We start from the raw sequence: 13,922 nt of genomic DNA on the forward strand, positions 1-13,922 counted from the left end.
AAAGCCCTAAAATATGAAAAAAGCCCGAATCACTCGGATTCAGGCTCCTTGTTGTCTAATAACGCTTCGATCGCTTCCATCAGTTCTTCCCGGCCTTGTTTCGTGATCGCCGAAAAGGGAATAATCACCTCTTGGCTGCAGGTCAGAGCTTCAGCAATCAGCTTAATCTGTCGGCTTTGCTGAGAACGCGGAACTTTATCCATCTTGGTCGCGACCACCGCAAACGGAATCTCATAATACCGCGCATACTCGGCCATCCCGATATCATCCTCGGTCGGCGCGTGACGCATATCCACTAACAGAACCAGACCTTTCAGCTGCGAACGGCTGGAAAAATAATCTTCCATCATCTCGCCGAACTGGATCAGCATCTGTTTGGACGCATTGGCAAAGCCATAGCCCGGCACATCCACCAGCATGAAGCGGTGATCAATGTCAAAGAAATTCAGCAGCCGCGTCTTGCCCGGCGTGTTGCCGACATAGGCCAGCGCCTTGCGCCCGCATAACGTATTGATCAAGGACGACTTACCAACATTGCTGCGGCCAGCCAAGACAATTTCCGGCAGTTCACTTTCCGGCCAGTGTGCTTTTGACGGCGCACTGACGACCAGTTCAGCTTCTTTGATTTCCATTCAGCGAACCAACGCTTCCTGGATAACCTGATCAACGGTTTCCACTGGAATGAAGTGAATATCATTTTTTACAGTCTCCGGAACTTCATCCAAATCTTTGACGTTGTTCTTCGGAATGATGACCGTTGAAATTCCGCTGCGGTGCGCCGCCAGCGATTTTTCACGCAGGCCGCCGATCGGCAGTACGTTGCCGCGCAGTGTCACCTCGCCGGTCATCGCCAGATTCGCATGCACCGGATGCCGGGTGATCGCCGAAACCAACGCTGTGGTCAGCGTGACGCCGGCACTTGGGCCATCCTTCGGCACAGCCCCTTCTGGGCAATGGATATGGATATCATGCTTATCGAAGAAAGCCGGATCAATCTTGTATTCAACCGCTCGGCTTTTGATATAGTCTAAGGCAATCTCGGTGGATTCCTTCATGACATCGCCCAGCTGTCCAGTAACGATCAGCTTGCCCTTACCATCAAAATAGGTGACTTCAACCGGCAGGATATCGCCGCCGAAAGAGGTGTAGGCCAAACCAGTAACCACGCCGATCTGATCCTTTTTCTCCTTGACGCCGTATTCAAATTTCTCTTTGCCTAACCATTCCTGAATCAATTTCTTCGACACTTTGACTGAACGCTTGCCGTCTTTCATGATCGTCAGAACACTCTTGCGGCACAGCGAAGCAATCACACGCTCCAGCTGACGAACACCGGCTTCCCGTGTGTAATGCCGGATTAAATAGATCAGCTCCTCATCGCCCAGCTTGAACTGACTTGGCTTTAAGCCATTGATTTCAGCCTGCTTGCGGATCAGATGTTCCTGTGCAATGCTGACCTTTTCCACCTCGGTATAAGAAGACAGCTCGATGATTTCCAAGCGATCGCGAAGCGCCGCTGGAATGCTGTCCAGCGTATTGGCCGTCGCAATAAACATGACCTTGGACAGATCATACGGTTCTTCCAGATAGTTATCCGAGAACAGCTTGTTCTGTTCCGGATCCAGAACTTCCAGCATCGCACTGGAAGGATCACCCTTGTAGTCACTGGCCATCTTATCGATTTCATCGATCAGGAAGACCGGATTGATGACGCCGGCTTTTTTCATGCCCTGAATGATCCGGCCCGGCAGGGAACCCAAATAAGTCCGGCGATGGCCGCGGATTTCCGCTTCATCCCGAACGCCGCCTAACGACGCTTTGACAAACTTGCGGTCCAGCGCCCGCGCAACGGACTTGGCCAACGAGGTCTTGCCGACACCCGGAGGCCCAACCAGACACAGAATCGGCGCGTTCAGCGACTGCGTCATCTGCTTGACTGCCAGATATTCCATGATGCGGTCCTTCACTTTTTCCAGACCAAAATGATCTTCATCGAGGCGCTTCTGCACCAGTTTGAGATCTTCGTTATCTTCCGTTTCCTGCCACCATGGAACGCCTAAGAGCCAATCCAGATAGGTCCGGACAACCCCGGCTTCTCCGGAAGCTCCCGGCAGCATTTCATAACGGGCCAGTTCTTCACGGGCTTTTTCCTTGATTGCTTCCGGATATGGATTTTCCTCAATCATCCGGCGCAGTTCTTCAGAATCGTCGCTCTGATTGGAAACATCGCCCAGCTCTTCTTTAATCGCACGGAGCTTTTCCCGCAGATAATATTCTTTCTGCGATTCATCGATCCGCTCTTTTACTTTTTCATTGATATTGTTTTCAATATCGGACAGCTGTTTTTCTTTTTCCAGCTCCTGAATGATCATCATCAGCCGTTCGTTGACATTCAGCGTTTCCAACAAAAGCTGCTTCTTTTCCAGCGGCAATGGGAAATACTGGGCAAACTGGTCGGACAGCGTCGGGGCAGAAACGCCCTTAGTCAGCTGTGCGATGATCTCTGGCGGAAAATTGTTGGCACTGGAAGCAATGTTTTCAAACTCCTTGGCCACTCGGCGGATCAGCGCCATCTCTTCAAGATTGTCGCCGGCTTCATCCGCAATCGGCAGAACCGTCGCCATAAACAGTCGGCCCTCATCCTGCATGGAAACAAGCTTTGCCCGTTCCAGGCCGCTGAAGGTAATCCGCATAAAGCCTTCTTTACGGCGGATATTTTTGATTCGGCACAGCGTGCCGAAAGTGTAGAGATCCGAAGGAGCAGGATTGTCAACCATGATGTCTTTCTGGCAGACGAGCCAGACATGACCATCGAACTTTTCTTCTGCTTCCTCAACGGCACGAATGCTCTTTTCCCGGCCGACTTCAATCATGATGTCCTGCTGGGGAAAAACAATGATTCCTCGTGTAGCGATGACCGGAACACTGATTTCCATTCTTTCGTTGTTCATTGACACCCTCCTTGTCTGAAATAATACGTGTTGTAAAGGTCAAAAAAGACGCGAAGCGTCTTATTTGTTAGTGGAATCCTTAATCAAATCCAGCGCCTTGCGCAGCCGGACATCGTAAGAGATCGAAGACGCCGGAATTAATTCTTTTACCTTGTCTTTCTCCATGTTGTATTGGGAAGCGATCAGACCGTATTCCGTATCGATATCTTCCTCACCGACTTCCAGGTTTTCCTGGGTTGCAACCGCATCCAGAACCAAGCGCAGCTTCACTTTGCTTTCAGCGTCCTTGGCCATCTGTTCACGCAGCGTTTCTTCACTCTGACCGGTAATCTGGAAGAACTGCTGCAGGGAAATGCCCTGCTGCTGCAGACGGTTGGCATAATCCTGAATCATATCATCGGTTTCATTTTTGATCATGATTTCCGGAATTTCAACTTCGCAGGCATCCACAACCGTGCTGATCAGCTTGTTGGTCGCTTCATTTTCCGCATTCTGCTGCTTCTGTTCTTCCTGATTCTTCCGAATCAGTGCTTTTAAGTCTTCCATGGTTTCCACATTCGGAGCATTGACGTCCTTCGCCAGATCGTCGTTCAGCTCCGGCAGAACTTTGGCTTTGATTTCGTGAACCGTTACTTTGAAGACAACCGGCTGACCCGCCAGTTCAGCAGCCTGATAGTTTTCCGGGAACGTGACGTTGATGTCCTTCGTTTCTTCCTTCTTCATGCCGATAACCTGTTCTTCAAAGCCTGGGATGAAGCTGTTGGAGCCGATTTCCAGCGGATAGTTTTCACCCTTGCCGCCCTCAAATGCAACACCATCTTTAAAGCCTTCAAAGTCGATGACCGCGGTATCGCCGTTTTCGACTTCGCCCTCTTCCTTCACTTCCAATTCGGCAAAGTTTTCCTGAATCCGCTTCAATTCAGCATCCACTTCTTCCTCACTGACGGAAGTTTCGGCGACTTCATAAGCTAAACCCTTGTATTCGCCCAGCTTGACTTCCGGCTTAACCGCAAAAGTAAAGCTCATCGTTGCGGCTTCCTCGCTGATTTCTTCAATATTCAGCTCCGGCCGGGAGATCGGCCACAGGCTGTGCTCATCAATGCCGGCATCCAGCAGATCTTGAGCGCAGTGCTCGACAGCTTCCAGCATAATCTTCTGAGCTGGTACATATTTCTTAGCCATCGCAGCCGGAACGGAACCCTTTCTGAAACCCGGGATTTCCAGTTCTTTCGCTAATTTATTAAAAGCTTTTTTCTGAGCCGTTTTCCAGTTTTCACCTTCAATGGTGACTTTCAGTTCGCCTGTTGATTTTTCTTTTAGTGTCCAAGTTGACATAAACTTCTTTGTCCTCCTTATGTCTAGCCTTTCTATTATAACAAATGTTATCTGAATTTCAAATAAATTGGCTTTTTAAATCAAATAAATTGACATTTTCAAGCTGCTGCTGAGATACGAACTGACGCCATCCTTCCTCATCCTGCATACTGCAGTATACTAGATGAACACAGCTGGCCGCAAGCGAGACGCCCTCTTCTTCCTCAAAACCCAGCGGCAGCGCCAGATAAGCCTCACGGATCAGCACCTGTTCGCACAGATTAAATAAGGAAGGATTCTCATTTTCCAGCCATTCGCACAGCTGTAAACGGGCAGCAAGAAACCCATCGCTTTCCGCGGCCCCTTCTTGGTAGCGGGGAATAAACGTATATTGAATTCCATCGCGGTTCAGCGTCAGCTCCTCATTAATCTGCTGCTCAATCAGCGAATCAATCAGCAGCGCTGAAGCCAGCGGATCCGGATCCGTTTTTAAATAGACCCGCACAAGATCCAGACAGGAGCGCAGATTCATCCCGTGCATGGCGTCGACAGCCTTGAGCTGCTGCTCGCGCCCGCCTTTCAAGCTTTCTTCAATTTCATCCAGACTCATCCCGCTGGCAGAAGGCCTGCGGTTTTCAGCGGCCAGTCCGCGCAGCTGCTGATCAAACTGGCGCAATACCGGAAGAACGTCAGAAGGCACATACGGCATCGCCAGTTCCGTATCGACCTTTGTCCGGGCTTCCTCAATCCGTCTTTGAGCGATCAGCTCTGTGATTTCTTCAATCAATTCCGCATAAAATCCCGAGCTCATCTTCATCACTCCTTTATCAAAAAGAAAAGAAGGAAACCTTCTTCTGTTTGTCCCTATTATAACACAAGCCCTTCATTCCCGCATGCTTTTTGCCTGCAAGGAAGAAAAAAATCCTTCATTGAAGGATTCCTGTTATAAGTGGCGTCCCGGAAGGGACTCGAACCCCTGACCGTGCGCTTAGAAGGCGCATGCTCTATCCAGCTGAGCTACCGGGACAGCATTCGTTCAACTGTTTTGAACGCTCAATCATAATATCAAAAAGCGTTGAAGAATGCAAGTCATTTTAGCATATTTTGTTGACAGCGTACGCTGCGCATCAAAACCGCGTCCAGTTGACACGTTCGATGTTCACTTCCCCATCTTCAATCGTAATTACCGCATAACACGGCGGGGTGCCGTCGCGGTTGCGGGACAGCGCGCCTGGGTTCACAAGAACCACACCGTCACGCTGCTGGCTGGAAAAAATATGCGTATGTCCGTAAAAGACAAAGTCGCAGCCTTGCCGCCGCGCTTTGCTGACCAACATATCGAGCTGACCCATATACAGATGATGATGGCCGTGAACAATCATCATGCGATGATTTTCCAGTTCCAAAATCTTCATCTCCGGATACTCATAATAAAAATCATTGTTGCCCCTGACGCACACATACCCCTGTAAAAACTGCGGCGGCAGCTCGCTGTCCCCGCAATGGATAAACACATCCGCATCCCGATGGAGCTCTAAAATCTGCTCCAGCGGTTCAGTCCGACCGTGGTTATCACTGACCACTACTATCTTCATTTTACCACCTGTACTAATAATATCAGATTTACCGTCTTCCTTAAAGCAATATTTGGTTGAGAATCAAGGAATTTAAGTCAATCGGATCATCGTTGACACCGCTGAGATTCACCGTCACCCCATCGACCTGCAGTTCTACGCGACTGACGCCCAATGAGCTTTGAATGCTTAAAAGCAAACTGGTAACCAGCTCTTCATTGACTTTCTTTTCCTCATCCAGAATTTCGCCGTTTACGTTAATCGTCAGTAAATCCGCGTCCAGCGAACAATCCAAGACGGCAATCGGCGTTTGGGCTAAGGGCTGTTTCAGCTGACTGAACACGCTGATATCCGACAGAATGGAAGACAGGGTATCCTGCAGACTGGTCTGATTGCTGATGCGCAGCGTCTTCGGCACATACACGCTCATGCCATTTTTCTGGCGGGTGTAGAACACGGTCAGGGAATGACTGTCATGCAGACGGTTGACGGTATTTTCAAAATTGTTGATTCCGATCTGCCGATTTAACGGCATCGGCACCGGGGTTGACAGCTGCGGCATATGCGTCAACGGTTCGCCGGCCAGATAAAGCAGCACCTCGCTGACCTCATCAAACTGCGTGACTGCCCAGGTCACCCCTTCCAACAACCGCATCTCCGTTTTAGGATCATAATTGCGAAAATTCTCTGGAAAGTACAACGACAGCTGACTGCCCTGCAGCGAGCAGCTTTCAAGCTGGGCATTGTTTGGCAGCAGACCGCGGACCCCCTGCACCGGTTCATTGCCGATCGTCATTAGCCGCAGCACCTCGGCGATTTTCTGATTCAAGTCCAGACCTTCCTCAATCCCCAGTGTATAGGGAATCAGGGTTGCATCTTCATCCAGCAAATAGACTTGGACCATATCCCCGCTGGCGCCAGTACCGCTGACGGTCGTGATGGACTGCGGGCGGGAAGGCCACAGCACGGTGGTTAGATAAGCAGCCAGCGCTACCGCTCCGAACATCAAGGCTGCGCCCTGCTTCAAAGTTTCAGGTTTGATTTTCATGAACATCCCCTCCTGTCACAGTGTATGCGCGCCTGCTTCAGGAAATGATGCCCAGGACAAATTGAAATACCAGATTGTGAAGCCGGAGCGGCAGAAAAAAAGAACAGGTTTCCCTATTCTTCGATCGGCAGGAAAGTGGATTGTTCATCCATCCACTGTTTTCTTATTTTTCGATTTGAACATGTTCGCAAACTGTATCCCAACGCATTAACTGATGCAGCTGCCGGCTTAACTGTTCCCCGCTGCCGGTCGTCACGATCCGCAGCGTTCCCTGACCCGCTTTCTTTGGTGCTTCTAATGCAATGCTTTCCGAATCGATCAGCGGTATCTGCAGGACCTCCGCAAACTGCTCGCGGGCAAAGGGAAAATGCGTACAGGCCAGCACCGCCGCGTCATATTGTCCGCGATAGGCTCTGAGCTCACCTTGAAGATAAGCCAAGATTTCCTGCTTTGGGCACAAATGTTCAATCATAAACGCCAGACAGCTCAACCCGACCTCTGTGACTTCCGCCTGCGGACGCTGCTGAGCCAGCACTTGTTTATAGCGGTGCGACTGAACGGTGAACGGCGTGGCCAAAACAAGAATTTTCCGGGCAGACTCGGGAATCAGTTCACAGGTTTTGGAAATAATCTCAATCACCTGCGCCTGTCCGATATACCTACGGGCAATTCCGGTTGCACTGGCGGTATTGCAGGCCACGACGATCGTCTTTGCGCCCTGATCTTCCAGCCATCTCAGATTCTGCTGCAGAAGCTCCAGCAAGGTATCGCGGTCGAGGGATCCATAGGGAACGTGCGCCTGATCTGCCAGGTAGATGAAATCTTCCTGCCCCCAGCGCTGACGCAGCTGATCCAATAACCGCAGTCCGCCGATGCCGGAATCAAAAACACCGATCATTCTGTCCCCTCTTTCAATGTATGATGTGCCTCGACCAGCTGCTGCGCCAGAGCCAGACCGACATAGCGGTAATGCTCAGGCCGAGCCAGTTTGTTGGTCTCGGTCACTTTGTCTTCGGTGTACGACTGGACAAACCCGAACCGCCAGGCATTTTCCTGCAGCCATTGCGACTGCGGCGTCGTACTGAAATCCTCCGCATTCTTGCCGGTCGCGGCGAAATCCACAGCTAAGCCTAGCTGATGTTCACTGTGTCCGGGATAATCGACATACAGAATGGCTGAAGAACCATACTGTTCCTTTGCCAGCTTAAACAGCTCTTCCTGTTTTTGATAACTGACATAACCTTCAGTTACAATTAACCCGCCGCAGGCACGGCTGCTGACTTCCGCCTCCGCCGCTTCACACAGCTGTTCCAAAGGATACTGCATCCGCTCATCCACAAGGATCGGCTTTTCCTCGCCGTCAAGCTCCACCGTCAGCTGCGGGATATCCATCAGCGCCTGCAGGTGCAGCGGTACATGCGTAGCGATCGTATGATCGTCATCCACCAACGTGTCCAAGGCGGAAGGATCCAGCACCAGCGAAGCGCTGCGGTAATAAGGATCTCCGCGGTCCAGCCAGTCTTTCACTTCTTCATAGCTGTAAACAAGCATCAGCTGAGCCAGATCCTGCACGGCAATCTGATCGCGGGTTTCCTCCACCATGTTTACGATTGCCGCCGGAGCATAGTTGCGGTAAGAAAACGCTTCTTCCATGTAATTGTATTCCGGGGCATGATAAACACTGAACCGTTCCGCCTGAATATACGGCACAAAGGTCGAAGGGGCGATCGAATATTCAATGATATATTCGATATCCGCATCGCTTAAGTATTCATCGATCAGCTCCCGGCTTTTCGGATCCTGGTACGGATAGCGGGAAAGCCGGTCATAGCGGATATTCATCACGATTAAACAACCGGCGCACAGCACAGCGACGGCTGCGACAAAAAGCAAGCGTTTGATTTTCAAAAAAACCACCTCATGTCTTAGTATAACATAAATCCAAAAGAATAGCCCCCTCTTGGGGGCTAGATTTCAATTTCGCGGCATCGGATCAGCTCCACGACAGCCTGTGCCCGACCTTTGACGGCCAGCTTCAGGATCACGTTGGAGATGTGGTTGCGGACGGTTTTCTCACTGATGTTCAGCTGTTCACTGATCTCTTTCGTATCGTAATTGCTGACCAACAGATCAAAGACTTCCTTTTCCCGCCGGGTCAGAATCTTTTTCATCCCAGTCCTCCTCTTGGTTTCTAAACCATAGTATGCAGGACAGTCCGGTTAAGGTTCCACATGCAGCGTATCAAATATTCTTTCTGCGACCTCAGCGGGCACAACCTGGGCAATTTCCTCAATGCTGGCCTCTTTTAAGCGCTTAAAACTCTTAAACGTACTCATCAGCTTTTTCTTCCGTACTTCACCGACCCCTTCAATTTCATCCAGAATCGATTTCGTCTGGGCTTTCTGGCGCAGCTTGCGGTGATAGCTGATCGCAAACCGGTGAACTTCATCCTGCATCCGCGTCAACAGAAAGAACAGCGCCGATCCCGGTTCAACGTCGACAATCTCCAGATTCTGATTCATCAAGCTGGCGGTCTGATGCTTTTCATTTTTGACCAAACCGCAGATTGGGATATCCAGATCCAGCGAACCGAGGATTTCCTTGGCCGCTTCAATCTGCGTCAGCCCGCCGTCGACCAAAAGCAGATCCGGGAACCGGCCGCCCTCGTTTAACAGCCGGAAGTAACGCCGGTACAGCACTTCCTTCATCGAGTCAACATCGCTGTTTTCGGTATGCAGCTTAAACAGCCGATAGTCGTTCTTGCACGGCAGCCCATCCTCAAATACGACCATCCCAGCAACGGTAAAAGCGCCGGAGATATGTGAATTATCGAAGATTTCAATCCGCGACAAACCGGGAATCCGCAGTTTTTGAGCCAGCTGCCGCATTGATTCTTCCGTCGTTTCATTCTGGCGCTCCATGACCTCAAACTTTTGCAGCAGGTTGGTCTTGGCATTGTTGGACGCCATTTCCAGCAGTTTCTTGCGATAGCCTTTGACCGGCTGAATCAGCTTGCAGGTGATGACTTCCTGCAAGGCTTCGATATCCAGCTCCAGCGGCACGATCACCTCCTGCGGCAGCGGATGGTTCTGATAATACTGCATCAGAAAAGAGATCAGCTCTTCTTCCGGATCGCCATACAGCGGAGTGAGCGACAGCTGGCGTTCCAGCAGCTTGCCGGAACGGATGAAGAAGCCCTGAATCGCCAGATAGCCCTTATCTGCATAACAGGCAAAGACGTCGCGGTCTTTGTTGTCCTCAACCTGAACCTGCTGCTTATCTGTGATGTGTTCAATCGAGGTGATCAGATCGCGGTATTCGCGGGCTTTTTCAAACGCCAGTTCTTCCACCGCGGCATTCATCTTTGTTTTCAGCTCGCTGACCAGATCCTTGACATCCCCGCGCAGAAACCGAGCGATTTTTTCCGAGATTTCCTTATAGATTTCCGGATCGACACTCAGCTCACAGGGACCGAGGCACTGGCCGATGTGATAATACAGGCACAGTTTCTTCGGCATCTTCTCACACTTGCGCAGCGGATAGAGCTGATTGAGCAGCTTCATTGTCTGATGGGCTGCGGAAGCATCGGGAAACGGACCGAAATATTTCGCTTTGCGGTCCTTTTTAGCGTCGCGCACAACCCTTAAGGTCGGATAGGCTTCGTTGGTCAGCTTTATATAAGGATAAGAGGAATCGTCCATAAACATGATGTTGTAGCGCGGACGATATTTCTTAATCAGATTGATTTCCAGCACAAGCGCTTCTTTTTCGCTGGAGGTCACAATGTAGTCAAAGTCAACGATGTTGCTGACAAGCTTGGTCGTCTTGTAATTGTGCGCTCCGACAAAATATTGGTTGACGCGGTTTTTCAGCTTCTTCGCTTTGCCGACATAGATGATCGTATCATTTTTATCTTTCATCAAATAACAGCCCGGCTCCAGCGGCAGTGTCTGCAGCTTGGCCTTCAGCGCAGAACTGATCATTTTGATTTCCCCGTTTTTAACGTAACCACCGTTGCGCCGGCACCGCCCTCACCCGCGCCGCCGATTCGCCAGCTTTCCACGCGCCGATCCTTGTTCAGTTTATCCTGAACCGCTTTGCGCAGGACGCCGGTGCCGGCACCGTGAATAATCCGTACAGAACCAATCCGGGCAACGACGGCGTCATCCAGATATTTATCAACAATTTCCAGACCGTCCAAAACATGACAGCCGATGATATTGCATTCCAGACTGACAGTCTTCGCCCGCAGTGCCTTCATCGAGGTGCTGGAAGCGGCCGGCTTGTTTTTGCGGCGCTGCGTTGGGCGCATGTCCTCCAGCTTGACTGTCGTGCGAATGCCGTTGAGATCGACGACGGCCTGGTTGCGCTTCAGCTGTAAAATTTCAGCAATCTGACTCGATTTTTTCAGTTCCACAAAAGAACCGACCTGAAACTGAGGCTCCGGCTCAGCCGCAGCCTCTTCTTCAAGCTGTGCTTCGCTTTTGCCTAAGGCATTGAGCTGATGCTGCTTCTCGATGATCTCATGCAGCTTCATCGTTTTCTCACTCTGACGCAGCTCTTCCAGCAGCGCTTCGCCTTCTTCTTTGATTTCTTCCAGATGCTTCTGTGCCTGCTTCTCTGCCGTATCCAGAATCTTCTGTTTTTCCGCGCTGAGTCGATTCAGCTCTTGTTCCAGCTGTTTTTGGCGCTGTTCAGTTTGGGCAATCAGCGCTTCCTGCTTTTCTTTCAGCTGTTGATTTTCCAGAATCTGAGCTTCAAGCTTTTCGATCAGTTCATCTTCTTGGGAACGCTGCTGCCGCTTTAAAAATTCGGCTTCTTTGATAATCTTTTCTTTCAATCCAAACCGCCGGGCAATTTCAAACGCGTTGGACTGCCCGCTTAACCCCTCAATAAAATGATAGGTCGGCATCATCTTCTCAACGTCAAACTGAACGGAAGCGACCAGGATATCCTCATGCCGTTTACCATAGAGTTTTAAGCGGCCATAATGGGTGGTGACCACGCTCAGACAGCCTTTCTCGCGCAGATCATTCAGGACGGCAATCGCCAGGCTTTCACCTTCCTTCGGATCAGTGCCCGAACCTAATTCATCGAGCAAAACCAACGATTTTTTCGTCGCATGACCGGTAATATCCGCCAGTTTGGACAGATGGGCGGAAAAGGTTGACAGCGACTGCACGATCGACTGATCATCGCCGATATCCACGAACACCTGATCAAACAGCGGAATTTCCGCTTCCTCACAACAGATCGGAATGCCGCAGTAGCTCATTAAAACAAACAAGCCGATAATTTTCAGCGATACAGTTTTTCCGCCGGTATTCGGACCGGTAATCATCAGCATCTTCTGCGGCTCAATTATCCGATACGTATTGGCAACTACGGTCTTGGGATCAATTAACGGATGCCGTGCCTGATTTAAAATCAGCGTCCGGCCTTCGGACAGCTTGGCGACGACACCGTTATGCCGCTGCCCCCACTGGGCTTTGGCAAACAGGGCATCGAGAATCGCCAGCGTTTCCAGATTGGCCAGATACGGCTCAGCCACGCTTTTTAACAAGCGGCTGCATTCTACCAGAATCCGGTCGATTTCATCCTGCTCGCGTGAAATCAACGTCTGCTTGCGGTTATTCAGCTCGATCAAACAGCCCGGCTCTACATAGGCCGTAGCTCCCGAAGCACTCTCACCATGCACAAACCCACCCAGACTGTTCTTTTCTGATATTTTTGCCAGCACGACAATCCGGCCGTTGCGGGTCGTGGTGATCGAATCCGTCAACAGACTGGCATGCGACTGCACAAAGCGCTGGCTTTCCCGCACCAGCTCAGCTTCAGTCTGATGCAGACTGCGGCGGATCTGTTTTAATTCCGGCGACGCACTGTCCAGCACTTCGCCATACGGGGTAAAGCAGCGTTCCAGCTGCTGGGCCACTTCCAGATGCGGCTGCATCGTATCGGCCAGCTCATGAATTTCCGGGCATGGCAGTTCCACAGACTTCAGATAGCTCTGTGCCCCACTGACGCCGCGGGCATGATCGGCTGCCTGAATCAGTTCCTGGGGAGTGCAGACGCCATCCCGCAGCACTGTATGCAAAGACCGTGAAAGATCGCGGATACCATAAAACGGCATCGGTCCGAACTGAATCACAGCCTGTAAAGCCTCTGCAATCCGCCGGTTTTCCTTCGCGATCAAAAGCGGAGAAAAACTGGGCTGCAGTTCCTCAATTTTTTGTCTTCCTAATGAAAAGGCACAGAGCTGAGCGATCTGTTGCTTGATCAGTTCCAGCTCCAGGCCATTGCCAATTGTCATTGTCCTTCTCCTTTCAGCGAATTCAGTAATTCTTGAAGATTTTGAAAGGTCAGCTGATTGTCATTCAGCCAATCTTTAATCATTGTCCGATCTTCATCGGTCAGCTGATCCCATCCTTCGACCAGCTTCTGCAGCTGATTTTCATCCTGCGGCATCTCCAGCAGCTTTTCATTGATCACAGCCGCCGCCCTCCCCGGCATCGACAACAGCGTCGCATCAATCACCTGCTGACCATTTTCAAAGAAAGGCAGCATCAGAATGATTGAGAACACCACCAGCCAGATGCCTGTATTCACAAGTCCGAACAGTCCTCCAAGCAGCTGATTCACCTGTTTGACTAACGGAATTTTGCCCAGCATCTTGATAATCGGACGAACCAGAAGCAGCACCAGACGGCACACGATAAAGATCGCGATAAACCAGACGATCTGATTCATTAAACCATAAACCCAGGGTCCCAATACTGTTTCCCGGGCCGGATTCAGCGTTTCCGGCACAATCGCCGCCCACTCCGAGAGTACCGGCGAAAACAACCATGCGACAAACAGGGAAACCAATAAGCCTACGCAATCCATCAGCTGAATTAAAAATCCCCGCTTGATCCCCACTAAAACCTGAACCACCGCGATAATCAGCACCGCGATGTTAATCACCATATAAGTTTGGCTCTCAATGACCATTTTCCATCACTCCTACCTGAGCAACATCATACCGAAAAACAA

At 50.6% G+C, this 13,922-nt stretch carries 12 protein-coding genes and 1 tRNA gene; all 13 read right to left on the bottom strand.

Annotation, left to right across the window (positions count from 1 at the left end):
* Positions 1-29 precede the first annotated feature (29 nt).
* Complete coding sequence (gene yihA, locus MCG46_RS09935; protein WP_154240604.1) at positions 30-632, bottom strand: ribosome biogenesis GTP-binding protein YihA/YsxC; 603 nt, start codon at positions 630-632, stop codon at positions 30-32.
* Complete coding sequence (gene lon / locus MCG46_RS09940) at positions 633-2,951, bottom strand: endopeptidase La (protein WP_240279841.1); 2,319 nt, start codon at positions 2,949-2,951, stop codon at positions 633-635.
* Positions 2,952-3,011: 60 nt separating this feature from the next.
* Positions 3,012-4,286: a trigger factor gene (gene tig / locus MCG46_RS09945; RefSeq protein WP_240279843.1), complete on the bottom strand. Its 1,275-nt coding sequence runs from the start codon at positions 4,284-4,286 to the stop codon at positions 3,012-3,014.
* 58 nt (positions 4,287-4,344) lie between these two features.
* Positions 4,345-5,076, bottom strand: a complete 732-nt coding sequence (locus MCG46_RS09950) for a hypothetical protein (RefSeq protein ID WP_240279845.1) — start codon at positions 5,074-5,076, stop codon at positions 4,345-4,347.
* A 139-nt stretch (positions 5,077-5,215) separates the two neighbouring features.
* Positions 5,216-5,292: transfer RNA gene (locus MCG46_RS09955), tRNA-Arg, on the bottom strand.
* A gap of 100 nt (positions 5,293-5,392) precedes the next feature.
* A complete protein-coding gene (locus MCG46_RS09960; protein ID WP_240279847.1) occupies positions 5,393-5,860 on the bottom strand; it encodes a metallophosphoesterase family protein in 468 nt (155 codons plus the stop codon).
* A 40-nt stretch (positions 5,861-5,900) separates the two neighbouring features.
* Entirely contained in the window at positions 5,901-6,887 is a 987-nt protein-coding gene (locus MCG46_RS09965) for a GerMN domain-containing protein (RefSeq protein ID WP_240279849.1), read from the bottom strand.
* A 163-nt stretch (positions 6,888-7,050) separates the two neighbouring features.
* On the bottom strand, positions 7,051-7,785 hold the full coding sequence (locus MCG46_RS09970; RefSeq protein ID WP_020223621.1) for a glutamate racemase: 735 nt from the start codon (positions 7,783-7,785) through the stop codon (positions 7,051-7,053).
* The gene (locus MCG46_RS09975; RefSeq protein WP_240279851.1) at positions 7,782-8,795 is read right to left on the bottom strand and encodes a M15 family metallopeptidase; all 1,014 of its coding nucleotides are present in this window, start codon (positions 8,793-8,795) and stop codon (positions 7,782-7,784) included. Before MCG46_RS09975 ends, MCG46_RS09970 begins: the two co-directional genes overlap by 4 nt.
* A gap of 59 nt (positions 8,796-8,854) precedes the next feature.
* Entirely contained in the window at positions 8,855-9,058 is a 204-nt protein-coding gene (locus tag MCG46_RS09980) for a helix-turn-helix domain-containing protein (protein WP_006059179.1), read from the bottom strand.
* Positions 9,059-9,106: 48 nt separating this feature from the next.
* Positions 9,107-10,870 carry an excinuclease ABC subunit UvrC gene (gene uvrC, locus MCG46_RS09985; RefSeq protein ID WP_240279853.1) on the bottom strand — a complete coding sequence of 588 codons (1,764 nt, stop codon included), beginning with the start codon at positions 10,868-10,870 and terminating at the stop codon, positions 9,107-9,109.
* Positions 10,867-13,200 (bottom strand): endonuclease MutS2, encoded by a 2,334-nt coding sequence (locus MCG46_RS09990; RefSeq protein WP_240279855.1) that lies wholly within the window; start codon positions 13,198-13,200, stop codon positions 10,867-10,869. Before MCG46_RS09990 ends, uvrC begins: the two co-directional genes overlap by 4 nt.
* Entirely contained in the window at positions 13,197-13,880 is a 684-nt protein-coding gene (locus MCG46_RS09995) for a CvpA family protein (RefSeq protein WP_240279857.1), read from the bottom strand. The genes MCG46_RS09990 and MCG46_RS09995 overlap by 4 nt, the downstream gene beginning before the upstream one ends.
* Between the last annotated feature and the right edge of the window lie 42 nt (positions 13,881-13,922).

Source organism: Holdemania massiliensis, assembly GCF_022440805.1.
In the GTDB taxonomy this organism is placed as follows: Bacteria; Bacillota_I; Bacilli_A; order Erysipelotrichales; family Erysipelotrichaceae; genus Holdemania; species Holdemania massiliensis_A.